We start from the raw sequence: 24,917 nt of genomic DNA, 5'->3' as shown, positions 1-24,917 counted from the left end.
CCCTATAGATTTTTATAGTCCGGATTCTTATAGCGTGTATAATTTTCACGCAAGAATGTCTTGTGAATTACCACTGGCTGATAGCCTTTAGCCTCTATTATATAATCCTCAATTGTTGCTGGAATGGTTACAACGTCAAGGTACCTTTGGGTGAAGCGGAATTTAGGATTACTCTTTGAATACACTTCTATTTCCTCTCCATCTACCAAAGTCAGAACTGTAAATTGTCCATTATTATGGCCTTCATAGGTTCCATGGGTTTTTAGCTCTACACGGTTTGTTTGATAGTACATAAGATCCGTTTTGCCTACGATGTATTCCTTATACTCTGCGGTTTCTTCAAGTAAAACCGGTTCTATAGCAATGTTTTTATTTATCCATTCACTGTCTCTCTCAAAACGCAGCACCTGCTCAGCGTTCTTTGTATGGATAGGTCTTAATGCACCGAATTTATCCTTGCGGTTATAATCATAAACCTTGTAAGTATAAGAACCTATAGTCAGACTGCCCAGTTCCAGTATAAACTGATTTTGTCCTGAAGCATGAATTGTACCTGCAGGAATCATAATCTGACGGCCTGGAACTGAATCTACGGAATTGATATACTTTTTATAATCTACATCTCTTTGATCCTTTTCAGACTTTTTAGCCAGCTCAATAAACTCTCTTCCATCACCTTTAAATCCGCAGTAAGTCTTTGCTCCATACCCTGTTGCTATCACATAATAAGCTTCATCCTGGCGTCCAAACTCGTTGTAATTTTCTTTTACAAAGTCTTCGTCAGGATGAACTTGAACTGACATGTTTCCATCGCTGTGCCAAGTATCATCATAGTTAAAGCGTATAGGAAAGTAGCCCTCGAACTCTCCTATACATTTCTTTCCCATCATGGATAAGCCCTTTCTCTGAACAAAGGTATAGAAAGGAATATCTAAATAGGCTCCATCTATAAGAGCAACAATGCTGACTTCCATTGGAATAAACTCAAATATCCAGGCGATATTTGGAGAAATCTCTTTTGGTATCTGCCTGATTTTTCTTATATATTCACCACCCCAAATACCTTCAAGGTATACCGGTTTTGCTCTGAAGGGATAGTGCACCAATGTCTCCAGTACTTCCTCAAGACTCTTTCCGCTCAACATCATATATTTATTATCATCGCTTCCTAAAATGTAGAAATCGATTTTTTCTTCTTTAAGCAATTCACCACGCAGCTTTAATACCACTTCAAAATCAACATAATAGTTTCTTCTCATTAACAGATTAAACGGTCGAGGATTTTTGTCTCCTATATTCACGAAGCGTTTTTCTCTAGCGCGTATAGCAGCAATCTTAGGTGTTACATCGATATAGGCAACTCCATCACAATTTTCACGAATACATTTAACCGCACTGCCCAATCCATATACTACTGTAATTCCTTTTGCTCTTTCCTTTAAGGTGTCACAGAGCCTTGACAGCTTATCTTTATCAAGCAAATCCTCCATGCTTCCTTCAAATAACTTTCCAAACAATAAAACTGGGTCGTCTTCATAATTTAAAGGCAAACTTTCCTTTGTTATTTCGTTAATCTCTTCTTCTGTTTTATAGATATCCTTCATACTATAAGCGTTATAAGGAATGTTTTGCTGACTGCAATAATCCTTTATTCCTTTTAGCAGAACATCAAATTCAGCACCTACATACCCATCTGCAGCCAAAACATAGGCTCCATCACTCATTTTCTCACAGCACCGCTTGCCAACAGCCTTGCCAACCTCATCATTTCCAGCTGCAAGTGAAGCTTTAACACCATCTGAAATTTCAATTCTATTTACTGCATTTAAGTCGTCATACGCCAAGGGTTTAAACATAAAACTCATATCTTTTTTTCCTCCTTTCACTCGGAAACACTGGGTGGCTATGACACGCTCATTCCCATTCGCAAGCCACCCGTTAAAGCCCATTTAGTGCTTTAACCTCCTTCTGTTTTAAAAATCATGTGCCTTATATCTCAAAGGCACATGATTTTTAATAGCTAATATTCAATTATTCTTCGATTATAAAGGTTGCCAAGTTCTCTTTCTTTACTCCAACCAGCCATGTAATGACGAAACCGCCAGCTATAGCTGAGGCATATGCTAATAGGTAAGCCAAAGGCTTTGTATTAACAAGCATTCCTAAGATACCTGATACATTAATTGTCATAGCACCCATGCCTGGGAACAGACCGCAGACAAATCCTCCCACTGATGCACCAAGGCATGCGGTTACAAAGGCTCTTCCAAGAGGAAGGGTAACACCGAAGATCAATGGCTCACCTATTCCAAGAACTCCAGCAGGAAGTCCGCCAACTATAGCATTTTGAAGAGCCTTTTGCTTGCGATATTTAAAGTATAGAGCTATAGCAGCTCCTACCTGCCCGCCTCCTGCCATTGAATTGAAGGCATAAAGGGGAGTATATCCTAACTGTTGTATTAATGTTGTGTGTACTGGAGTAAGACCATGATGCATACCAGTCATAACAAGCGGCAGGAACAAACCTGAAATTACAGCTCCGCCTAATGGTCCAGCGTTGTTGAACAGCCATAGTAGTGCCTTTGTTATAATACTTGTAATAGCTCCAGCAACAGGTTGTAAGATATATAGGGTTACGAGTCCAACTACAACAACAGATACAAGAGCCGGAAAGTGTACCCTAAGTGCATCTGGTGTACGCTTTTTAATCCATTTTTCAACAACAGCAATCAGAGCACCTGCTGCTAATGCTGCCAAGGTTCCTCCACGTCCGCTTAAGAAAGTCAATCCTAGGAATCCCATTGCGGCACCATTAAGACCTGCAACGTTAGTTACTATACCACCAGCTACCAAGCCAAGGTAAGGGTTACCACCCATAACCTTTGCCGCTTGCATTGCTACTGCTATATTCAAATAAGTGAAGAAGGTGCTAGCTAGAACATTCATTGTAGCCATAAACATTGAGCCACCGTCAGCTATCGCAGCTGGGTTAAAAATTGGAACTTTTGTCATATTAAATATTAAAGTAAATAATTTCATTATCCCGAATATAAGACCTGTACCAGCGAAAACTGGAATCAATGGGGCAAAAACATGCGAGAAGAAACTAAACACGCCTGTAGCGCTCTTCTTTTGCATAACAGCACCATTATTAACTTCAGAGTACTTTAACCCTTCAACATTCTTTAGTTCTGCACTAACAGTTTCAGCAACTCCAGGCCCTAAAATAATTTGAGGTTCGCTTTCGGATCCTACAACCCTCAAAACACCTTTTACTTTTCCTAGAGCCTGCTTATCTACTTTAGCTGGGTCTTTGACAACCACACGCAAACGAGTCATGCAGTTTTCAAAATCACTAATGTTTTCAACTCCGCCTAAACCTGCTAGTATCTGCTTTGATAGTGATGAATTGTCGATACTCATAAATTCTCCTTCCCCCATAAAATTAATATTATAACTGCAGATGCTAAATGTAACTAATTTACATCTACATTATAATTTATATGTAAATTAATTACATATTATTACAATTAATCGAGTATAATTTAGTAAAGCTTTAATGTAGAGATTAATAGATGAAACCATGAAGTCAAAGATTTTATTATGTTTATTTCGTAATTCTTAGGGCGTGCGAGAGACCTAACTATCTAGTTTACCAGCAAAAGGAGGGAATTTATGAAAATCACCGTAGATTCAAAAAATGCCTATCGAAAGTGGCCTCATGTTGAAAGATATCAGAATACAACCCTGCGCTACACTCCGTCCGCTACCTTCCCAAAGGTTATGGAAGAAGTTATTGGTCGACCTGCAATCATACGACTTTTTGTAACTTTAGATGAGGTTTGGGATTACAGAACCAACACCTATTATTGGGACTATCCTATTGGAGTGAACAGATATGCAGATGATGATAATCACTATGTTTATGACTGGCCATTAACTGTTCCGTCGCCAGTTAATGCACATATTCAAGAATATTTGACTTCCCACGCAAACTGCGCAGATGAAGTATTGCTTAATTTACGTAGATATGAAAGAGAAGCAGCTGATGGTATCATTACCTATGAGCAATATGAAGAGGTTTTTGAAAAGGTTGTTGAATACTATAAAAATCTATGCCCTAACATCACATACATTGAATGCTGCAATGAGGTTGAGCTAGTTCAATTTGGGAACTTGAATATGAAGGAATATTACAGGCTTTATAAATGCGCTTGCAGAGCAGTCAAAAGATTAAACCAAAAACATGATTATGAAAGACCTCTTAAAATTGGGGGATTTGGGCTATCACATGGGATTACCCATTGGAATTACTGGCAGGAGTTTTTAGAACTGTTGAGCAAGGATGATGGCAGAATTATCGACTTTTATTCTATGCATGAGTATCATACAAACCCATATCGCATAATGGAATTTTACATGCGTCATCAGGAAACTATTAAAGAGCTTAATCTTCCTGAACATCCTCTCTTAATGACTGAATATGGGCTTAGAGTTGGAATTGGAGATGCAGGACGCCCAACTAATATTCAAAACGCATCTGGTGAAATTGCCGGCATGATAATTGGTTCCCATTGCTCTAATTTAAAGATATTTCCTTGGTGCACCTTCCACAATCCCAATCAGCAAATAGGCAGAACCATGTTCATTCTCAACAAAGATGATGAATATATACCAACTCCAAGCGGCCATACAATGACAATGTTTAAAATGCTTGGCAATCATGAGCTTATTATTGAAGAATATCTTGAAAATAAGGCTGTTGCAACTATAGACGATGAAAAAATATGTGTTTTAGTTTCAAACCCTGGACTAGTGGAAGATAAGATAGAACTAGTAGTCAATAATTTAGAAAATAGAAAATACTTAGTTGAGCAGTTCATGGTAGATGATAATACTAATAATTGTTTGACTGATGCTAATTCTAGATTTTTAAAATCTACAAAAAAATTTGATACTTTGGTTGAAAATAACACATTAGTTATAAATGATAGTATGATAGGAAATGCATTTTGCTTATGGATCTTTAAATCAATTATCTAATTCATATTCGCAAAACTGGCGACTCAAGCCTTGTCTTATTGAACTTGGCTAACAGCTATTTATTGTATAAACTTATTAAACAACTATAGATAACATTGAAATGAACTTCTCCCCGTCAGGTAGACGGGGAGAAGTTCACTTTCTTAATTATTATTTATGACTATGATGCTGATCCTTGACTAGTATATGCTCACTTATCCAATCTGAAAGAAAACTCATTATATCCATTATGTACGAATCCTGTCCATTATCAATTCTACGTAGGTCTATATCGTTAAACTTCTTAATAAAATCATCATGCTCTACCTTATGAGCTAGAAATCCTTTATATCCTATCTTTAAAAGGTACTCTTCCTCTGAAGCAAAATGAAACGCAGTATAGTTCTTTAATTCCTGCACGATATCTAAAATTTTATCATATTTATCTGTTACAAAATTATTTTTTAAAAGTTCATAAACTTTGTTGCCAATTTCAAAAAGTTTTTCATGCTGTTCATCAATAAAACCTACTCCAGTTTCAAAATCAGGCTTCCACTTAAACATAAATCCATCCCCCTTGCATTTCTTTTTTGTACGTAAGAATTATCAATTCTTACGCCCCTTGTATTGTTAGCACATAAAGATTATTATTCCTTACGTACCTTAATCTCCAAATTTTCATTACTCTTAAAATACTATATCATAAAACTCTTTTAATTTCAGCAATCTAAATAACAATTATTAGCATGAACTTTATAGAAATAAAAAATAGGCAGCTGCAATTTACTGCATACTCCCTATTCCATAAAAGTACTGATTTTTCACCACAGGGAATCCCTTCCAATCACTGCAGCTACAGGCATCCATAGTGTTAATATCGCAAAACCCGTCATCACAGCCGCACTTCCCCTGTTCATCTCTAGCTTCTATATATTCAAACTCTACGCCTCTTTTACCTTTCCAGTAAATACATGTAGCACATACCTTCTCTTGCTTTCCATAGGTAGACATAATAACCTCCAGCATATTACGTATTGCAGTAAATTATATGCTGAAGATTTCTTAATAATAACCTATTTTTTATTGTTTTCTACTTCATTAAATTTCGAATTCATAATAAGTATGTCTACTCTTCTATTAGAAGCTCTACCAGCCTCCGTATTATTTTCTGCCTTTGGTCTAAACTCACCATAACCTGCTGCTGATATTCTTTCAGGTTTTATGCCAGATTGGTTTATTAATACTTGAGCTACGTTACTAGCCCTGATAACAGATAAGTCCCAATTGGATTTGTATAAATAAGTGTTTATAGGCCTATTATCTGTATGTCCTTCAACTCTAATATAACTTCCATTTATAATAGGCTGATTTAATAGCTTACCTATTTCAACTAGCTTTTTAGCCTGCTCTGGCTTTATATCAGCTTTTCCACTATCAAAAAACAAAGAATCCCTAAAACTTAGTACAAGGCCTCTCTCCTCTACTTTAGTTTCAACGCTCCCACTTAGACCACTATCCTTTAAGTATTTATCGACAACATCCTTAACATGTTCAAGCTTTTGTTCTTCAGTGGTTTCTACTACGCCATTATCAACAGGTGTACTTTGTTGTATATCTACCTTACCATCTACACCTATTATATTTGCGCCTCCACCGCCGCCCATAGCCTTATTAAGGCTAGAAGCAACCTGTTGATACTTTTGTTTATCTAAATTACTCATAGAGTACATTATAATAAAAAATATCATTAAGAGTGTGATAAAATCGGCATAAGAAAGAAGCCAACGTTCATGATTCTCATGAGCTTCCTCGTGTTTTTTCCTTCTACTCATGCTTCCACCTTCTTTTCGGCTTCTTCATATCTAACTAATTCTTGTTTATTTAAAAAGCCTTTAAGCTTTTCAGATAATGTATTAGGGTTTACTCCTTCCTGAATTAAAAGAATTGCTTCAATTATAAGATTCTTTTCTGCTTGTTCATGCTTGTCTATATTTTTGAGTCTAGTTCCTACTGGAAGGAAAATTAAATTAGCACTACCAACGCCATATAAAGTAGCTAAGAAGGCTGCAGCAATACTCTCACCAAGCTGATCTTGACTGCTGGTTGCAAGTCCTCCTAAAACATGGACAAGTCCCATAACTGTACCTATAATACCTAAGGTTGGTGAAAATCCACCAGCTGAATCGAACATAGCTGAACCAGCTCTATGCCTTTCCGATGTCATATCTGCTTCCAATTCAAGAATTTCTCTAACTGCTTGAGGCTCAACACCATCCACAATCATCTGAAGTCCTTTTTTTATAAATGGATCCATATTGCTATCTGCTGATATTTCTCCTTCAATACTTAGCAATCCATTTTTTCTTGTCTTAAATGCTAACTCTTTAAAATAATGAATTAATTCTACAAAATCCTTATTCTTTGCTTTAAAGGCTACTCCCATAATCTTTCCTATTCTTTTCAAATCCTCAATAGGAAAAGACAGCATTACTGCACCTAGTGTTCCTCCAAAAACTATTACTGCTGGAGTCCATTTAAAAAGCGCAACTAAATGTCCACCTTCACCTATGAATGCAATAACTAAAGACGCAAAACCTATTATTATAGCAATTATACCAGTCAACTTTATTTCCTCCTTCGTACATTAGCATATATGTATAATAATCGTATTTAAAATAACTTTCTTTATATGATGGTTTAATGTTATAATTTAAGTATTAGTATATATTTATACCTTTTATGGTCATTTCTGTAAATATAGCACTGTTTTCTATTTGTAAAAATATAATATTAAAAGGTTTTTTATTTCTCAGTGTTTGTAAACGATAACAGGTACTTAATTCTACTTTTAATAAAAGTATATGGGGGTATGGTAAATGATTTATTTAAGTCATGGGTATATTGATATTTTTAACCATGAACTTCGTCAAAAGAACACAAATAATCTTATACTAGTCACAAAACCCAATGGAGTCATTTTTCAGAGCAATAACTCTAACAATTATAATTCTTACGAACTTACAAATAAAGTATTAGAAAAAGTTATACAAGATTTAAAGGTTCAAAAAATTTCTTACAAGAATCTTGAGCTTAGAACTAGCATTTTAAAATTCTCAAATAAAATTCAACCTAATATTTGTGATAACTTCAATGAACACAAGCTTGAAGTAAAGCTTAGACCATCAGAGGATACTGCTCATATATTAATTGAAGGGCTTGATATTGTAGGAGTATTTAAAAATGAATTAAGACTAGTAAGACAAGATTATATTATAAAAAAGAACGTTATCTTGGAAGAAAATTATTCTAAACTTATAACAATTCCTCAACATGGATTTCAGATTTCGTTGAATCATTGCTCTAGTTATAATGAGTTTAAAAGCATACTTCTAGATGCTTTATATGAGGATATTTCAAATCATATAATAAATGAACTTAAAAAAACTACCTTGCAAAAGTGGAACTTAGATTTAGGTAAAACCAATATAGATTTTAAAAATATTGTTAATGATAATATGAAAATACTTATAGCTTAATATATAAAGGCATGCTTGTCAGCATGCCTTATTTTATTTGGCTTTGTAAGTTAAAACTTCATCATTTCCTGCTTTAACAATAGCACCAATGTTTCCTTCTATATCTTTAAATATATCTGGATTAGTTACTAATACAGGAGTTATTAATGAATACCCTTTTGAAGTAATCTCTTCTCTATTTATCTTTATAATAACATCTCCAGCTTTTACTTCCTGACCTTCCTGGGCAATTCTTTCAAATCCGGCTCCCTCAAGGGCAACTGTATCTAAGCCAATGTGAACTAATATCTCTGCTCCATTACTTAAGGTTATGCCAAAGGCATGATTAGTCTTGAATATCATGCTTACTTTACCATCAGCAGGAGCAACTATTGTATCTCCTGTGGTCTCAATAGCAACACCGTCTCCAGCCATCTTTTCTGCAAATACTTGATCTGGGACTTGTGAAAGATCTACTACTTTTCCATCCACTGGAGCAACTAACTTATAATTTTTCTTTAAAAAACCAAACATATTTATCATCCTCCATAATTCTAGGTTATGTATTATTAATTATCAATATACAGCAAAAAAAGCATGAGCGTTTCAAACTCATGCCTGATTTAACAGTAACACGTTACTTTAATATTATAAAGCCTTATAATATTTATGTCAACGATTCATGATTAATTAGCACCTCCATATTTTCCCCCACTAGCCCTAGTTGGTTATTATTATTTATATAGCAGGCTGCTTCTGAATGAGCAATAATCCACTTATTTTTTGAATATAGTAGGGAAGCTTCATTATTTTTTTCACTAAGCGAACTACCAGTACCTTTAGGTTGAATAATTATAGACTTAAACCCTTTTTCCTCCATTTTACATGGTGCAGAACACAGTGCTGTACTATATAGCTCAACAGCAACTCCCTCTGGTATAAAAAAAATTTCTGCCTTACTGCTATCATATTGTTCTTCTTTTATATCCTGAACCCTCCCAATGAAAACTATCAAATCTGTAACAGCAATAAGAATCTGATTAGATTTATGATATTCTAAATAATTAAGCTTTGAATTCCTTCCACTGAGATAGCCTATTTGTATATCTACTTCTCCAAAAATAGTGCGGCTAATCTTCTTTGAAATATCAAGTAACTCCATACTGTTTACTGAATTAACACATAATATACCTTCTTCTGGTATTGGGGTTTTCTTTTCTACATACTTTATCATTTCAGTAAAATCATATCCGGTAACTATTCTTCCATATTTCACAAAAGACTTATTAGTTATGCCTTTAATCTTTATATTCTTATTAATTCTCCTTAGCTGATTTAAGGTCATAGACACCCACCTCACCTAATAACGAAATATATATTTTATTATCTTCAAGTCTTTATCTTTTAATTCTGTTCAAAATAAAAAGACTGCTATAAAGCAGTCTTTTTATATAATATTATTCTGCAACAGGTGCTCCTACTGGGCAAACATTAGCACAATTTCCACAGTCGATACAGCTATCTGCATCAATTACGAATATGCTATCTCCTTCGCTTATACAGCTAACTGGACACTCAGCAGCGCATGCTCCACAGCTGATGCAAGAATCAGTAATTTTGTATGCCATAATCCCACACCTCCTAAAATATTAGACATGATTGTCCATCACTATTTTACCACTTTTCTAAACATTTTCAAATAGTTTTTAAATAGTAGTATAACCTAAGTCTTCTAGGCATTGTATAAGGTCATCTTCATTTAAGAAGTAGCTGTCGTAAATAACATTTACTTCTTGCTTCTCTCTATTAATTTGGCAGGCTATAATCCCCTCATTATTAGATATAGCCTCTCTTATGGTACTAACATCTGCTAAGGTACGCATATTAGCAATTCTGATTACTGATTTCATAATTTTACGTCTCCCTAGTACTTCTTAGTTTTCTTTAAATAATTCCTTTATTTTTTTCACATCTATTTCAGGGTCCTGAATCTCTATTTCAATTTCCTGATCATCAATAGTTCCTTCATAGCCTCCAGAAACTAAGGTAACTTCATCCATATTATATTCTCTTATGGTTTCTTCTCCATCTCTAGTCTTTATTTTCACCTTGACTAGCTCCTTAACCACACTGTTTGCAACAACTTCTCCCTTTCCGTCTGGTGTATTTACTATAGCACCCACTCTCGGAAGTCTCTTTCTAGTGTACTCGTAAGTATCCTGCTCGTAATTTAAGCAGCACATAAGCCTTCCGCATATACCTGAAATCTTAGTCGGATTTAAGGATAAATTTTGTTCCTTCGCCATCTTGATAGAAACAGGCACGAAATCTCCTAAAAAACTTGAACAGCAAAGAGGTCTGCCACAAGGACCAAGACCACCAACCATTTTTGATTCATCACGAACGCCAATTTGCCTAAGCTCAATTCTAGTTCTGAAAATTGTAGCTAAATCCTTTACAAGTTCTCTGAAATCAACTCTTCCATCTGCTGTAAAATAAAATATAACCTTATTGTTGTCAAAGGTATATTCCACATCTATAAGCTTCATAACAAGGTTATGCTCTTGTATCTTTTCAAGGCATACATTAAAAGCTTCCTTTTCTTTTATTTTGTTTTCTTTATGTTGATTTTCATCCTGCTCAGTAGCCTTTCGTATAACGCTTTTAAGAGGAGATACTACATCCTCTTCACTGATACTCTTAATACCTGTAACACACTCGCCAAATTCTACACCTCTAGCTGTCTCAACAATAACATTGTCACCTTTATTTATTGCTAAATTACCTGGGTCAAAATAATATATCTTTCCTGCTTTTTTAAAGCGGATACCTGCAACGTTTATCATAGTGCCTCCTGTAAGAACAACCAATTCTATGTATCTAAAAATTTTAAAAGCATATTGCTGAAGGTCAGTGATGGATTAACATTTCGTTCCAACCTCTGCCTAGTTTCATTTACTATCTCTATAATATCATTTAATCTATTAAAAGAAAACAAGGAAGAAATATCTTTTATCTTATTAGCTTTATCTATATTGACTATAAGCTCTTCAATACCTGTTTCCTTATATACTAAGACATCTCTTATGTACGATAAAAGCCATGTTAGAACTTCTTGCCAATTGTTTTTATGCTTTGTAAAAAAAAGTTCATACTTCAAGAACTCTCTTGGACTCTTAGTTCCTATATCTAAGAGAACACCTATGGCAGTATCTCTAATCTCCTTAAAGGTATCATCCTCAATAAACCTTTCAGCTCTTCCAGGTATTCCATCGCTAAAAGAAGTTATAGTCTTAACTTCTTTTGAGTTTAGATGAGCATATTTGATATTTAAAAATTGCTGAAGCTCATTCATGTTAAGCCTTTGAAGTTTATGAATTTGGCACCTTGACCTTATAGTCTCAAGAATAGACTCCAGTTTTTCACAAAGAAGTAGAATAAAGACGCCCTTTGGTGGTTCTTCTATAGTTTTAAGAAAGGCATTTTGCGCATCAGTAGTCATTTTATGCGCATCATAAATTATAATAACCTTTCTATCTCCTTCATAAGGCTTCTTATTTATTTCATCTATTATTTCTTCTACCACATATTTTATTCCAATTGTCTGTTTATTATCTGGCACCCTAAACTCTATTAAATCTGCATATTCTCTATCTACAGTTTTTCCAAGCAGTTTTAGTCCTATACCCCTAGCTAGAAGACTTTTTCCAATACCATCTTCGCCTATAATAAGATGAGCGTGTGCAAATTTACCAGATTCTATCGAGGCTTCTATCTGTTTTTTTATATTATCATGACCAATTATTCTATCAAAATTCAAAACTATCGCCCACCTTAACTAAATTAAACCGACTACAATTCATGTAGTCGGTTTAATAATAACTTATCATATTTTAATAAATTTATCTACATCTACAACAAATACTGTTGCGCCACCTACTTCAACTTCTATTGGGTAAGGTACATATACTCCTGTAGAACCTGCTACTGGAGAAGGTGAAGTAACGACTTGATCTCTAGTCTTACATACCTCTTCAATGACACCTAAAACTTTATCAACCTTTTCTACCTCAACACCTATCATTAGCGTTGTATTTCCTGCCTTTAAAAATCCACCGGTGGTAGCAAGCTTTGTAACTCTGAATCCCTCATCATTTAATACGTCAATAAGTTCACCTGCGTCATCGTCTTGCACTATAGCTATTATAAGTTTCATGGCAATACCTCCTTGTGTTCCTACAAGCACATAACAATAAATAATTGTTATACTCCTTGTATTTATATTATATTCTCCCCTGTTGATTTTCGTTATGATTATATTTAATTTACAACTATTTCTAAATATTTGCAAGAGAAATATTGTAAATATTTCATTATATTTATAAATACTCTTTATATTAGTTCAATTTATTCTTTTATCTTAAACCCTTTAGCCTTAAAAGTCATCTTGACAGTATCAATATCAATTCCCTTGCTTGCGGCTCCTTTTGTTATAGTCATAAATCTTCCTACAGTATTTAACATGCCTGGCATTACAATTTGATTAAATCCTAATTCTTTCATTATTTCAATAATATCAGGATACTCTTTTGTAAGCTCTAACAAGCTTTTGTTAAGATCAATTACTTTCTCCATAATATTCTCCTTGTAACATGTAAGTATTTATACTTTATTCTCTTATAAAAGACATACTTATAGTCTTAATACTTGATAATTATATTATTTTATTTTTTATAATAAATCACAAATATCTCTATAGTGAATATATTGGAATTAAGATGCTAAGGATGAAATCTTGATTAAACCTATATAATATGAGGAGGTGTGCTTATGAGCAGAAAGCACTATAAATGTGAACAAAATAATTTAGGCGGATTATTTGGTGGTTCCAGAACACCAAGCCTTCCAACACTAATTATCCTTATACTAATACTTTTGCAATTTAATGGAGGAAATTTGTTTGGAAAAGGCGGCTATGGAAAGGGTGGTTTCGAATCAGTTGATAACGGAATACTCTTTATTATAGCTCTATTCTACCTAAGTTGCTGTAATCCATGCAAATCTGAATGCTGCTAATGATTAATTATTAAAAACACTTGGCTTTGCTTGGCACTTATAATGCTAAGCAAAGTCTTTATTTTTTGTGGGAATTTATTGATTTTGTACCATTGATTTTATAGTTTAATTGAAAATAATTCGCACATAATACTAATACAAAAACAAAATTAATTAACAACAAAGGAGGATTTTATTATGGCAAGCAGAAGTAACAGAGTATTAGTACCAGAAGCAAAGGAAGGACTAAACAGATTTAAAATGGAAAGCGCTAAGGAAGTAGGCGTTAACCTAAAAGAAGGCTATAATGGAGATCTTACTTCTAGAGAAGCTGGGTCAATAGGCGGCCAAATGGTTAAGAAAATGGTTGAAGCTTACGAAAAGAATTTATAATAAATAAAAACGCCCCTGTAGACAGTTAACCTGTCTACAGGGGATTTATTATTTAAGCATTTCTTCAATTATATTCACAATATCTTTATGTATATTCTCCACTGCTCTATTAGCGTCAACTACCTTAATAAAGTCAGCTGAATCCAACAAACTCATGTACCCATCATAAACTCTTCTATGAAAATCATCTCCGCCATTTTCAAGTCTATCTAACACCTTTTGTTTTGATTTCCTTTCAAGACCTTCTTCAAAAGGTATTGTCAGCATAAAGGTTATATCTGGTTTAAGGCCTTCTGTTGCAGCCTCATTTATACTTCTTATTTTATCTACACCAAGGTTTCTTCCTATGCCTTGGTAAACAATGGAAGATTCGACAAACCTATCCATAACTACAATCTTCCCGTCTAAAAGGGCAGGCTTTATAACTTCATGTACTAGCTGAGCTCTTGAGGAAGCATATAAAAGGGCCTCACACATATCAGACATTTCGCTATTCTTATTATCTAATATAATATCTCTAATTTTCTCGCTTATATTTGTTCCGCCTGGTTCCCTTGTATATATAACTTCTAACCCTTTACTTGATAAATATTGCCTAAGAAGAGATATCTGAGTAGTCTTTCCTGAGCCGTCAGGACCTTCGAAGGTTATAAGTAATCCTTTCTTCATCATAGTATTCCTTTCATTCCACCACTGTTATTTTTCTGTTTTCTATCCCAAGTACAGTAACTCCGTAATCCAAATAGTATTTTATCATATTAAGAGATGTATTATCTATAATTTCTCCCAAATTTAAAATAGGAACTCCTGGTGGATAAGGAACTACAGAAGAGGCGCAAATTCTTCCACAAGCTTCTTCTAAGCTTACCCGCACCTTCTTTCTTTCAATCACTTCAAAAGGTAGTAGTTTTGTTTCTGGTATATATGTCTCCATTAAAGAAATACCTTCTTCCCTTAATGTTTCCAAATTGCATTCTTTAATAGCATTATAAAGCTTCTCAAAGTCCTTTTCACTATTAAACGTAGAAAATATAAGTACTACATTTGAACCATCGCTCATCTCACACTGAATTCCTCTGCTCTTTAGATAATCTAGAAGCTTATATCCACTGAGGCCCTCTTTAACGTTAATAACGAATCGACTTAGGTCTATATTAAAATAACTACTCTTATCACTTTCCAACACCTTAAGAAAATCAAATTCTCTAAATTTATATCTGTATTTGTTTGCTCTTTCAATTAAATCTTCATAAGCTTGTACTCCATATTCCTCCAAATAGTATCTAGCGTAATCCATAGAAGCCATAAGCATATAAGAGGGACTTGTACTTAAAAAGCTGCTCACATAAAAATCTACTTTCTCTATATCAGCATTATCTCCGACATGAAGATAAGCAGTTTGGGTAAAACTCGAAAGAGTTTTATGAGAACTCATTACTACCATATCAGCGCCAAGCTTAACTGCACTTTCTGGTAATTTTTCATTTACTCCGAAGTGAGCTCCATGTGCTGAATCTACAAGGACCATCATGTTATATTTTCTGGCACAAGAAATAATAGTTTTTAAGTCACTACATATTCCATAATAGTTTGGATACGTTACAATAATTCCTTTAGCATCTTTATGCTGTTCAAGCAAGCATGAAAAATGCTCCATATCTATGGATATGGGAGCATTATATCTTTTACTTATTTTATTCTTTATATATATAGGCTTTAGTTTTCGCATTATTATTCCATTAAAAATACTTCTATGGCAGTTTCTTTCTACTATTATTTTATCGCCTTCATTAAAGCTCGAAAAGATCATAGCAAGGTTCCCGCTTGTACTTCCGTTTACTAAAAAATATGACTTTCTGCTTTCATAAAACTTGCTTAGTAGTTGTTGTGCTTCTCTAATAATACCCTCAGGGTGATGAAGATTATCTACCCCATCTACCTCCGTTATGTCAATTTTAAATAAGTTTTCATATAGCTTTCGGCCCTCTCTTGTGCTTAAGAAGCCTGCTCCATTCTTATGTCCAGGCATTGTAAACGAAACATTACCTTCCTCTGCATATCTAAGCAGACCTTCTACAAGTGGTAGTTTTGACACCGACTATCCTCTCCCTTAAGTTCTGTATAAACTATAGTTTTTTTAATACAGTTCTTATAATATTCATAGAAATCTGTACCTATCTCTGCATTTATCAATCTTTCCTCGCAGGATTTACAAATTCTTTTACCGTTCACTATTATACCACTATTTAGAGGCTTTCTACATATAATACATGTATGTCTTTTCATATTATCCCCCTACGCATTACTAATAAATCCATGATGATTGCTAATTGCCATGCCTTATGCATTATTTACAAGGTTGTATTGATTTATAATCACTACGTTTACCTTGATTCTTGCCTCATATGATATATTTTATTCACCTATCCTCTGATATTTATTTTGTCCACTCAAATATTTAAATTTTGTTCAAATATATAATTCAGTATTTGGAAACACTACTATATATGGTTTGTTTTATCACACGATTGATATTAAAACCTTAAGTATATTTTAGCAAACAGAAGCAAATATTCTTTAGTTGCTTTGTATCCCGACTAAAAGGAGGAATTTTTATGAAACAAGAAATGATAAGCTATCTTCATACTATAAAAGACGATATATTTAACCTATCAAAATATCTTTATGAAAATCCCGAAGAAAGCTTTTATGAATATAAAGCCTGTAATTACATAGTCAATATGCTTAAAAACAATAATTTTAAAGTTACTGAAAAATACCTAGATATCCCGACTGCCTTTTACGCTGAATACGGAAGCGGTCATCCAAAGATTTGTCTTATTTGCGAGTATGATGCTGCTGTAAAGGAAGGTCATATTACAGGTCATAATTTAATTTCTTCAATATCCATGGGCGCAGCTTTATCTATTTCAAAGGTGTTAGATAACTTTAAAAATGGCACTGTGATTGTTCTAGGATGCCCAGGTGAGTTTGCAAGCGGGGCAAAGGTTACAATGGCAAAGCAAGGAACCTTTAATGATATTGATTCTGTTTTAATGGTTCACCCTGACATAGAATACTATGAAACCGGAACCTCAATGGCTCTTTTACCTATCAAAATAAAATATACAAGTGAAGGCTCTCATTCTTGTTTGGATGCGGCTATTTTTACTTTTAACGCTTTAAGCTCTTTAAAAAATAATTTTGACCTCAACTGCTCACTAGATAGCATAAATATTAAACATTGTGATTCCTCCAGTCTTTATTTAAAAGAAGCAGAATTATCTCTGTACATAAAAGCACCTAAAATGATTCAAGCTTGTAAAATTGAGAAGAAAATTAAAATACTATGTAAAGCTACAGAAGATTTAACTGAGGTAGCTTGTGAAATGTCAATGCATGAACTTCCGTATGATGAACTTATTCCCAACCATGCACTTTCAAGAATTTTCTCTCATAACCTTAAGGAAATTGGAATAATAGATACTGTAGAACCCAAAAATATTTTTACTGGATTAAGTCTTGGAACTGTAAGTCATCTTGTGCCCTGCCTTCACCATTACCTAAAAATTACAGATGATAGTTCTATAAAGTATGGTACTTTAGCCTTTGCCAAAGCAACAATCTCTAAATTTGCTGAGGAAAGCGTCTTAAAAGCTGCTATAGCACTTGCTAGCACTGCTATTGATTTGATTGAAAAAGAAGAACTTCTTCAAGAAATAAAGGTGGAATTTTACGAAACAATTAAAAATCACCAAGAAAAGCCTTGCGAAGCTTAAGTTTGGGTAGACAATAACCCCTAATAGTTTATAATAAGAATTAAGAATATAAAATGAAGGATAAAGAGTTTTTTAAGAAAATCCCGTAAGGGATTTTCTTAAATTTAAATTAATTGAAGCCCCAAAGAACTTTTTCCACTCATTATAAGTTCTTCATTTTTAATTCTTCATTTCATTCACTTGGAGGGTTATATCATGATTTCAATTTACAAACATTTAGACGAATCATCCACACAGCTGCAAAAACTCGATACTGTTGAACCTGGCTGTTGGATTAATATAATTGCACCATCCGATCAAGAACTTTTACTTGTATCCAAGAAAACAGGAGTTCCTATAGAATTTTTAAGAGCTGCCCTTGACGAAGAAGAAACTTCACGTATTGATATTGAAGGAAGTAACCTGCTTTTTGTTATGGATATTCCATTCAGTGAAATGGAGGAAAATTCCTTGACCTATGATACATATCCATTAGCAATCATACATACAGAAAAAGAAATAATAACGGTATGCTTAAAAAATAGCAAAATACTTTCAGATTTTATTGAAAGTAAAGTTAAGTCGTTCTTTACCTTTAAACGTTCAAGATTCATTCTTCAAATCCTATATAAAATATCAACCTACTATCTTCTATATTTAAGACAGATAGACAAAAAGAGTTTAATGATTGAGAGAAGATTGCATAAGTCAATGAAAAACAAAGAACTTATTCAGCTATTATCTCTTGAAAAATCTCTAGTATATTTTTCAACCTCATTAAAGTCTAATGAAATTACACTCGAAAAAATGCTTAAGCTGGAAATAATGCAAAAGTATCCCGAAGATACAGATGTGCTTGAGGATGTTATTATAGAAAATAAACAAGCAATTGAGATGGCTAATATATACAGCAACATTTTAAGTGGAACAATGGATGCTTTTGCTTCGATTATTTCAAATAACTTGAATATAGTTATGAAATTTTTAGCATCTACAACAATAGTTATGGCTATACCTACCATGATAAGTGGTCTGTTTGGTATGAATGTACTTGTGCCTTGGAATGAAGCTGCAACTCCTTATGGGTTTTGGTATATACTAGCGACAATAGTAGCTGCTTCAGTTGTAGCTATTATAGTATTAAAAAGAAAAGACTTATTCTAACAAGGTGGTGAAAGGCTTGGGACGAAAAGCCTCCATATTTACTCACCCGTTTGATTATTTCACTAAACATCATATAAAGTCTTATGCCAAGGAAAAAGATATTATCTACAAAGATAATCTTGAATCTCATATTTGGATATACGAGCTTCATTCTCAAATTCAAAAACGCTGCGGGGATAGAGTTGTTTTAAAGGGCGGGGCCTCCGCCCAGATTCATCTACCAGTTAATCTCCAAAGACTTTCTAATGATATTGACTGTGCTACGGATCTTTCAAGAAGAGATTTATTTGATGTTATGAAGGATATTAGAGAATCCTATATTAAAGCAAAATTTTATACAAGCTATGAGGAATACATACCCAAATCTATTAGGAGAGATGGTAGGACTATCCCCATGATGACCTTTATATATGATGTGCCCTTTGTTTATCAAACTAAAATGCGCCAAAGGTACCCTGGAATGAAGCTAGATTTCTTATTTCTTGACACAAAAGCTCTTCATGCAGTTACCTTGAAATCTGCTGAAACTATTGGCTTAAAACTAAAATATAATCCTATATGTATAGACAAATATTCAACAACCAGTGATAAACTACTTACTCTAGCTACCCATACACTAGGACTTGAGGCCAATAAATTAGATGCACTTTATAAAAATATTTATGATTTATCCTGCCTCCTAAAGGTTGTTGATGATATTGAAAGCTTTAAAATCATTGCAGAGAGGCTTAAAGAAAGTATTCAACATGAAATTGAAGTTAAAAATGCTCACAATGTTACCACCGAGGATTTTTTTAAGGATTTGCTTAGTTCTATCTTTTATCTTTCATTAACAAATATGAGTACAGAATATAACCGAATTCTTCTTAACCTTGCATGGTTTAGCCAGCAGACTCTTCCTGGTGAAACTCGCTCAATACTTTCTGCAGATTTATGGAGTATACTTTCTCTACATTTATATGTATGGATTTATTCACTTGGGAACTATATACTGTCAAAAGATTACTCACGGCTTATTGGAATCGATGTTATATTATCTGAATATGAATATTATATTACATTATTTAAAAAAGAAAGACGCAAATACAAAGCTGAACTAAAAAGAAGAATCCTTGAAAAGGAACCATCTTTGAACGTTGACGCAACTGGTAATCCACTAAGATTGATGTATCTTGATTATATACTAACTTACTGTGATATTCGATTAGGCTATTAGCACTTAAAAATAAAGTTTAGTTATAAAAATAAGCACTGAGAAAATCTCAGTGCTTTATTATTTAATTATATATTGTTTATTGGGGTCATCTACAATGTGTCTTTTCTTACCTGTCACATTAATTTTACCACTAACAGAAACCTACTATAAATAAAAAAACGCTAAGTGATAAACTTAGCGTTTTNCTTCAAAAGAATTGCTGGTCATTTACCTTTATATTCTCTGTTTAATTTTCAAAGACCAATTTGTTCGCCGTCATCTGACAGCTTTTATAGTTTATCACTTAGTTTTGTCATTGTCAACAACTTTTTTGTTGATAATTTATTTTTCTAAGTGATTGCTACCGTTTGTTCTGGCAACGTGTTATATAATATCACATATATTCGCCCATAATACACAGTATTTAACCGCTATAATTGATTAAATCGTTTTTTCTCTAAATATCTCCTATTTATTCTAAATACCACATACAGACACACCAGGGTGAGTATGTGGTTATATACTCTAGTAAACTTATATTTAATAAAAAAAGTATAGCTTTAAATCTTCAAGCTATACCTTAAATTTACCTATTTCTATTAACCTTATAAAATATTTTATGATCTCGCCATTTACCGTTGATATACAAATATTCCTTACTTATTCCTATCTCTTCAAAACCACAAGCCGAAAGCACAGCTTGTGACTTAACATTGTCCACTAATGTAGTTGCCTCAATTCTATGGAGCTCCAAATCCTCAAAGGAATATTCTAAAACAAGCTTTAGGGCTTCCTTCATATATCCTTTGCCTTGTTCATCCTTATCCATTGAATACCCTACAAAAGCATTTTTAAATACTCCCATAATTACATTGGATATTCTTATCTTTCCTATAAATTTATCTTCTTTAAATATACCCAGATTTACTACAGCACCATTCAAAAACTGTCTATAATTTTCGGTTAAGTCTCTTTTCTGAACCTCTAAAGTATAAAAATTTTCATCCCTCATAGGTTCATAGGCTCTTAAGTGTTCCCTATTTCTTTTATAGTAGTCTAAAAGATCCTTTGCATTTTCAGGCGTTAGAAGTCTAAGTTCAATTCTTTTGCCCCTTAGCACAACGTTTCTTTTTATTGTTCCAGTTTCATAAGTATCCTTATCTAACCCAAATATAAACTCATGCTTGAGATGATTATTAACAATTATGCTGTTGGATATAGTACCTTCAAGTTGATAACCAAGCTCTGTAAAAGCTCTTGTATTTATATCTTCATTAGTTATGGTACTAACCTTTAACATATTCATATTTCTAAAAAGAGTGTTTAAAATCAATTTCAATGCTGCTTTTAAAAGCTTATAGTCTTCCCCTTCATGCCTATAAAACTTAACTCTAAAGCTACAGTACCTGTTTTCCTTTGAAAGTTCTACTATATAAAACCTTCCCATAGTAATTCCAGCTGAGTCTCTTATAATATACTCCCTATCATTCCCATTAACAGGTATCATACTTATATTTTGATTTTTATCCATAGAAGTGCCCCCTAACATTTCAATTCACCTATCTAGTTGTACTGCTCACATTTTTGTATATAGCAAAGATGAAGAAAAATGACACAGCTAGCCCTAATGGAATTAGATAAAAGGAATTATAAACTCCGATAGTATCATTTAAGTATCCCATAACCATGTTTAAAACCATATTAAAAGTCGAGCTTGCTGTAACAATTATTCCTGTTGCATACGCCCCGTGATCTTTAAAAACCTTGCTTATCGTTACAACAACTGTAGGAAAGGTAACGGCAAAGAATAAACCAGAGATAGAAATTATAACTAACCCACTTTCACCTATGCTGATTCCTATTGCAAATAATAATGCAGCTGCTGAAAGAGATATTAAAACCAGCTTAAGATATCCAACCTTTTCTGCTATAAAGCCTCCTATAAGTCTTCCAACAGTTAAAAGTCCAAAAAATAACGCTAAGTAGAAGGAACTCCTGCTCTTATCATAAGCATAAGTTTTCTCTATAAAGTTAACAAACCAACTTGCAGTTCCCATCTCTGCAAAAACATAAAAGCCTAATCCGAGCATATAAAAATAGACTAGCTTATTTTTAAGCAAATGAGAATTTTTAGTCTGCTCACCATTATTAGCCTTGCTTTTATGGGTGTTAGGTATTTTAATCGGCAGAAAAAATAAAAGCACTAATAAAAATAAAATTGCTTCTCCTAAGTATATTGTTCTCCAGGCTACCCCATTAAATAAAAGCACCCCGGATAATCTTTGAACTACTGTGGATCCCAACCCATAGCAAAAATGAGTTAGGTTCATAAGGACAGCCTGAAAGCTAATGAACAGTACTGGTATTATAGTGTTTATTGCTATAGAAATAAGTGCCAAGCCAATATTCATAATAAACATGCAAGACAACAGTATAATATAGCTTTTTGTAGCCCATAAGCCGCTTAAAGAAATTATTATAGCTATAAAGCCTGATATAAATACCTTCTTTTGTCCTATTTTCTCGCAAAGGATTCCGCCTATATATGTAAATATTAAATAGCCCATAGATGATACTGTGAGCATAAGTCCTATCTCTGTATCATTGACTGAAAAATCGCTTTTAAACATAGGTATGAATATACCTCTAACATTTTCAGCCGCCGCATTTAAAATCATCATCATAAAAATAAATATTATGGGCAGTATGTGACTCTTGTTTTTAATGCTGTTTTCCATTATGCATCTCTCCTAACCACCATACATTATACCATATACGACCATTAAAAAATATTGATATTGATAAATAGATTTGTTTATATTATTCTTATATAAACATACACATATGAATAAAGGAAGTGTAAAAATGAACAAGCAAAACATAAGCAAATTGACATTATTTCTAATGGGCTTGCAAAACAGATTTACAGAAAACAATTTAATCTTTAAAGGAATATATGTAACCTTCACTACAGGCTTAAAAGAGTTTAGGGGAGTAGGCAGCCTTGATGAAGACAAGATAAAATATAACTTTAACGGTAGAACTCAAACCTATGATATAGCTAGCTTATTTGAAAAAATTGCTGATGATGCTCAAAGCTATGAAACATTATCTTTAATATATAAAGAACGTGGAACTGACATATTAATTTCTGCGGATAATAAGAATGTAAAGATGACTAATACTGAAGTTAAAGATGTAGAGGAAGAAGTAAGCATTTCAACAAACACTACTTCTAAAGCCGTTCACAGCCTTGGAGAAACCTCTACACTGCTAAATAGGGATTACTATATAAAGGTTGGCAAGGCTGATGCTCTTCTTAAGGAAATAGGCATTATGTCTAAGGAAGGCAAAATTAAGAATGATAAGATTAGAAAGTACAATCAAATTGACCACTATGTAGAACTTTTGGAAGGAATCCTCGATAAACTTCCTAAAAATGAAACTATCAATATCTTAGACTGCGGCTGTGGGAAATCCTACTTAACCTTTGTTCTTAATTACTATCTCACAGAAGTTAAAAAGAAGAAATGTCATTTCATTGGGCTTGATTATTCCGAAGGTGTTATAGAAGCTTCTAAAAAAATGGCTAAAAATCTTGGTTATAGAAATATGGAGTTTCATGCACTAGATATAAATGATTATGTACCAGACAAGAAGATACATGTTGTTATATCTCTTCACGCCTGTGATACTGCTACAGATATGGCTCTGGCTCTTGGGATAAGGGTTAATTCCGATGTTATAATAGCTGTTCCTTGCTGCCACAGAGAATTGTTAAACAGCTATAATTATGAGCCTTTTAAGGGAATACTTAAGCATGGAATTTTCAAAGCTAGAATGGCTGACATATTGACCGATGGCATGAGATCATTATTGCTGGAAGCTAAAGGCTATGAAGTTTCTGTAGTTGAGTATATTTCACCTCTTGAGACACCTAAAAACCTTATGATAAGGGCTATTAAAACAAAAGAAGAAAATGACAAAGCTATGGATGAATATATGAAGCTTATGAGCAGCCTTAATGTGTATCCTGCTTTATATGCTTATTTGAATAGATATTAATCAAAATTATGGGGGTAGTTAAACACATGAGAATAGTTAAGAGGAGGACTATTTTACTTATTGCCCTTTGTGTTTCCTTAGGCTTCTTTTTGGGCTACAAGGCTTTTGTAAAACCAGAAAAATCTAAGGAAACCTGGGTCGTTCCAAACATTCAGAATATCTCTAAAAAGTTTATAACTGAAGAAACATTAGTTAATGAAATACATCAAAAGCAGGAGCTTATTACTTTAGAAATTGATATGACTGAAAAAGTAATCTTAGACGATAGCTGGGGAAGCCTTGGCATATTTAAAAAGGTGCAAAGTGTAAATTATGCCGGTACTGGTATTTACACTGTAGATTTATCAAATTTGAAGGCTGAGAATATTAATATTGATGACAAAGCAAAAAATGTTATGGTTAATGTAGCTCCCCCTGCCGTTAAAACTGTTTCAATTGCCGAAGACAAAACAGAATATCAAACTCCTGAAAATGGTCTGCTTCGCTTTGGTGAAATAAAACTTACCCTAGAAGAAAACCAAATGCTTTTAAGCAATGTAAAAGACAAGATGCTGAAGAAAATGTCAGAGCAGGACTTTACTTCACAAGCTAGAAATTCTTCTGAGAAGACCATTAATACTCTAATTCAATCTATAATCGCTAATAAAACCTCTGAGCCATATACTATACAAATCCAATTCCAATAAAAAAAGCTGTGTTGATAGATAAATTAATCAACGCAGCTATTTAAGAAGATATCTTGATAAGAAG

At 33.5% G+C, this 24,917-nt stretch carries 28 protein-coding genes; 9 read left to right on the top strand and 19 right to left on the bottom strand.

What is annotated here, in order from left to right; genetic code table 11:
• Positions 1-2 precede the first annotated feature (2 nt).
• Both NBE98_RS01790 and NBE98_RS01785 read right to left on the bottom strand, forming a co-directional pair.
• Positions 3-1,865, bottom strand: a complete 1,863-nt coding sequence (locus NBE98_RS01790; RefSeq protein WP_250811789.1) for a class I mannose-6-phosphate isomerase — start codon at positions 1,863-1,865, stop codon at positions 3-5.
• A gap of 166 nt (positions 1,866-2,031) precedes the next feature.
• Positions 2,032-3,423 carry a PTS transporter subunit EIIC gene (locus NBE98_RS01785; protein ID WP_250811787.1) on the bottom strand — a complete coding sequence of 464 codons (1,392 nt, stop codon included), beginning with the start codon at positions 3,421-3,423 and terminating at the stop codon, positions 2,032-2,034.
• A 252-nt stretch (positions 3,424-3,675) separates the two neighbouring features.
• On the opposite strand from NBE98_RS01785, the gene NBE98_RS01780 reads away from it, so the two are divergent.
• Complete coding sequence (locus tag NBE98_RS01780; RefSeq protein ID WP_250811785.1) at positions 3,676-5,043, top strand: glycoside hydrolase family protein; 1,368 nt, start codon at positions 3,676-3,678, stop codon at positions 5,041-5,043.
• A 150-nt stretch (positions 5,044-5,193) separates the two neighbouring features.
• On the opposite strand, the gene NBE98_RS01775 is transcribed toward NBE98_RS01780, so the two are convergent.
• From NBE98_RS01775 to NBE98_RS01760, 4 genes are all read right to left on the bottom strand, one after another.
• Positions 5,194-5,586, bottom strand: a complete 393-nt coding sequence (locus NBE98_RS01775) for a bacteriohemerythrin (RefSeq protein WP_250811781.1) — start codon at positions 5,584-5,586, stop codon at positions 5,194-5,196.
• 219 nt (positions 5,587-5,805) lie between these two features.
• Positions 5,806-6,033, bottom strand: coding sequence for a hypothetical protein (locus tag NBE98_RS01770; protein ID WP_250811779.1), 228 nt, complete (start codon positions 6,031-6,033; stop codon positions 5,806-5,808).
• Positions 6,034-6,095: 62 nt separating this feature from the next.
• Positions 6,096-6,854, bottom strand: a complete 759-nt coding sequence (locus tag NBE98_RS01765) for an OmpA/MotB family protein (RefSeq protein WP_250811776.1) — start codon at positions 6,852-6,854, stop codon at positions 6,096-6,098.
• Entirely contained in the window at positions 6,851-7,651 is an 801-nt protein-coding gene (locus NBE98_RS01760; RefSeq protein ID WP_250817431.1) for a flagellar motor protein, read from the bottom strand. Before NBE98_RS01760 ends, NBE98_RS01765 begins: the two co-directional genes overlap by 4 nt.
• A 247-nt stretch (positions 7,652-7,898) precedes the next feature.
• Between NBE98_RS01760 and NBE98_RS01755 the strand changes: the two genes are divergently transcribed.
• Positions 7,899-8,558 (top strand): hypothetical protein, encoded by a 660-nt coding sequence (locus NBE98_RS01755; RefSeq protein ID WP_250811774.1) that lies wholly within the window; start codon positions 7,899-7,901, stop codon positions 8,556-8,558.
• Positions 8,559-8,591: 33 nt separating this feature from the next.
• On the opposite strand, the gene NBE98_RS01750 is transcribed toward NBE98_RS01755, so the two are convergent.
• The 8 genes from NBE98_RS01750 to NBE98_RS01715 all read right to left on the bottom strand — a co-directional run bounded on the left by NBE98_RS01750 (position 8,592) and on the right by NBE98_RS01715 (position 13,172).
• On the bottom strand, positions 8,592-9,071 hold the full coding sequence (locus NBE98_RS01750; RefSeq protein ID WP_250811773.1) for a PTS sugar transporter subunit IIA: 480 nt from the start codon (positions 9,069-9,071) through the stop codon (positions 8,592-8,594).
• A gap of 133 nt (positions 9,072-9,204) precedes the next feature.
• Positions 9,205-9,882, bottom strand: a complete 678-nt coding sequence (locus NBE98_RS01745; protein WP_250811772.1) for a DUF4867 family protein — start codon at positions 9,880-9,882, stop codon at positions 9,205-9,207.
• Positions 9,883-9,994: 112 nt separating this feature from the next.
• Entirely contained in the window at positions 9,995-10,165 is a 171-nt protein-coding gene (gene fdxA, locus NBE98_RS01740) for a 4Fe-4S ferredoxin (protein ID WP_250811771.1), read from the bottom strand.
• A 78-nt stretch (positions 10,166-10,243) separates the two neighbouring features.
• On the bottom strand, positions 10,244-10,447 hold the full coding sequence (locus NBE98_RS01735; RefSeq protein WP_250811770.1) for a cation transporter: 204 nt from the start codon (positions 10,445-10,447) through the stop codon (positions 10,244-10,246).
• 24 nt (positions 10,448-10,471) lie between these two features.
• On the bottom strand, positions 10,472-11,383 hold the full coding sequence (locus NBE98_RS01730; protein ID WP_250811769.1) for a PSP1 domain-containing protein: 912 nt from the start codon (positions 11,381-11,383) through the stop codon (positions 10,472-10,474).
• A gap of 26 nt (positions 11,384-11,409) precedes the next feature.
• A complete protein-coding gene (locus NBE98_RS01725) occupies positions 11,410-12,357 on the bottom strand; it encodes a DNA polymerase III subunit delta' (protein WP_250811764.1) in 948 nt (315 codons plus the stop codon).
• 66 nt (positions 12,358-12,423) lie between these two features.
• Positions 12,424-12,753 carry a cyclic di-AMP receptor DarA gene (gene darA, locus NBE98_RS01720; protein ID WP_250811763.1) on the bottom strand — a complete coding sequence of 110 codons (330 nt, stop codon included), beginning with the start codon at positions 12,751-12,753 and terminating at the stop codon, positions 12,424-12,426.
• Between the two features lie 191 nt (positions 12,754-12,944).
• Entirely contained in the window at positions 12,945-13,172 is a 228-nt protein-coding gene (locus NBE98_RS01715; protein ID WP_250811761.1) for a DUF1858 domain-containing protein, read from the bottom strand.
• Positions 13,173-13,367: 195 nt separating this feature from the next.
• Here NBE98_RS01715 and NBE98_RS01710 point away from each other — a divergent pair, with 195 nt between their 5' ends.
• Both NBE98_RS01710 and NBE98_RS01705 read left to right on the top strand, forming a co-directional pair.
• On the top strand, positions 13,368-13,613 hold the full coding sequence (locus NBE98_RS01710) for a hypothetical protein (protein WP_250811759.1): 246 nt from the start codon (positions 13,368-13,370) through the stop codon (positions 13,611-13,613).
• Between the two features lie 177 nt (positions 13,614-13,790).
• Complete coding sequence (locus tag NBE98_RS01705) at positions 13,791-13,985, top strand: alpha/beta-type small acid-soluble spore protein (protein WP_250811752.1); 195 nt, start codon at positions 13,791-13,793, stop codon at positions 13,983-13,985.
• A 48-nt stretch (positions 13,986-14,033) separates the two neighbouring features.
• On the opposite strand, the gene tmk is transcribed toward NBE98_RS01705, so the two are convergent.
• The 3 genes from tmk to NBE98_RS01690 are packed head-to-tail and all read right to left on the bottom strand — an operon-like array spanning position 14,034 to position 16,271.
• Positions 14,034-14,654: a dTMP kinase gene (gene tmk, locus NBE98_RS01700; RefSeq protein ID WP_250811749.1), complete on the bottom strand. Its 621-nt coding sequence runs from the start codon at positions 14,652-14,654 to the stop codon at positions 14,034-14,036.
• 13 nt (positions 14,655-14,667) lie between these two features.
• A complete protein-coding gene (locus tag NBE98_RS01695) occupies positions 14,668-16,080 on the bottom strand; it encodes an aminotransferase class I/II-fold pyridoxal phosphate-dependent enzyme (protein ID WP_250811746.1) in 1,413 nt (470 codons plus the stop codon).
• Positions 16,059-16,271, bottom strand: a complete 213-nt coding sequence (locus NBE98_RS01690) for a sigma factor G inhibitor Gin (RefSeq protein WP_250811735.1) — start codon at positions 16,269-16,271, stop codon at positions 16,059-16,061. The genes NBE98_RS01695 and NBE98_RS01690 overlap by 22 nt, the downstream gene beginning before the upstream one ends.
• 329 nt (positions 16,272-16,600) lie before the next feature.
• Between NBE98_RS01690 and NBE98_RS01685 the strand changes: the two genes are divergently transcribed.
• The 3 genes from NBE98_RS01685 to NBE98_RS01675 all read left to right on the top strand — a co-directional run bounded on the left by NBE98_RS01685 (position 16,601) and on the right by NBE98_RS01675 (position 20,123).
• Positions 16,601-17,764 (top strand): zinc-binding metallopeptidase family protein, encoded by a 1,164-nt coding sequence (locus NBE98_RS01685; RefSeq protein ID WP_250811730.1) that lies wholly within the window; start codon positions 16,601-16,603, stop codon positions 17,762-17,764.
• 195 nt (positions 17,765-17,959) lie between these two features.
• Positions 17,960-18,907 (top strand): magnesium transporter CorA family protein, encoded by a 948-nt coding sequence (locus tag NBE98_RS01680; RefSeq protein ID WP_250811728.1) that lies wholly within the window; start codon positions 17,960-17,962, stop codon positions 18,905-18,907.
• Between the two features lie 16 nt (positions 18,908-18,923).
• On the top strand, positions 18,924-20,123 hold the full coding sequence (locus NBE98_RS01675) for a nucleotidyl transferase AbiEii/AbiGii toxin family protein (RefSeq protein ID WP_250811726.1): 1,200 nt from the start codon (positions 18,924-18,926) through the stop codon (positions 20,121-20,123).
• Between the two features lie 565 nt (positions 20,124-20,688).
• Here the strand turns inward: NBE98_RS01675 and NBE98_RS01670 are convergent.
• Positions 20,689-21,633, bottom strand: a complete 945-nt coding sequence (locus NBE98_RS01670) for a GNAT family N-acetyltransferase (RefSeq protein ID WP_250811725.1) — start codon at positions 21,631-21,633, stop codon at positions 20,689-20,691.
• Between the two features lie 28 nt (positions 21,634-21,661).
• Positions 21,662-22,780, bottom strand: a complete 1,119-nt coding sequence (locus NBE98_RS01665) for an MFS transporter (RefSeq protein ID WP_250817429.1) — start codon at positions 22,778-22,780, stop codon at positions 21,662-21,664.
• 187 nt (positions 22,781-22,967) lie between these two features.
• Between NBE98_RS01665 and NBE98_RS01660 the strand changes: the two genes are divergently transcribed.
• Positions 22,968-24,167, top strand: a complete 1,200-nt coding sequence (locus NBE98_RS01660; protein ID WP_250811717.1) for a class I SAM-dependent methyltransferase — start codon at positions 22,968-22,970, stop codon at positions 24,165-24,167.
• A 26-nt stretch (positions 24,168-24,193) separates the two neighbouring features.
• Positions 24,194-24,853, top strand: coding sequence for a DUF4230 domain-containing protein (locus NBE98_RS01655; protein WP_250811715.1), 660 nt, complete (start codon positions 24,194-24,196; stop codon positions 24,851-24,853).
• Positions 24,854-24,917: the final 64 nt, after the last annotated feature.

The organism is Clostridium swellfunianum, from assembly GCF_023656515.1.
Classification (GTDB): domain Bacteria; phylum Bacillota; class Clostridia; order Clostridiales; family Clostridiaceae; genus Clostridium_AT; species Clostridium_AT swellfunianum.
This window is presented reverse-complemented; position numbering and strand designations above follow the sequence as displayed.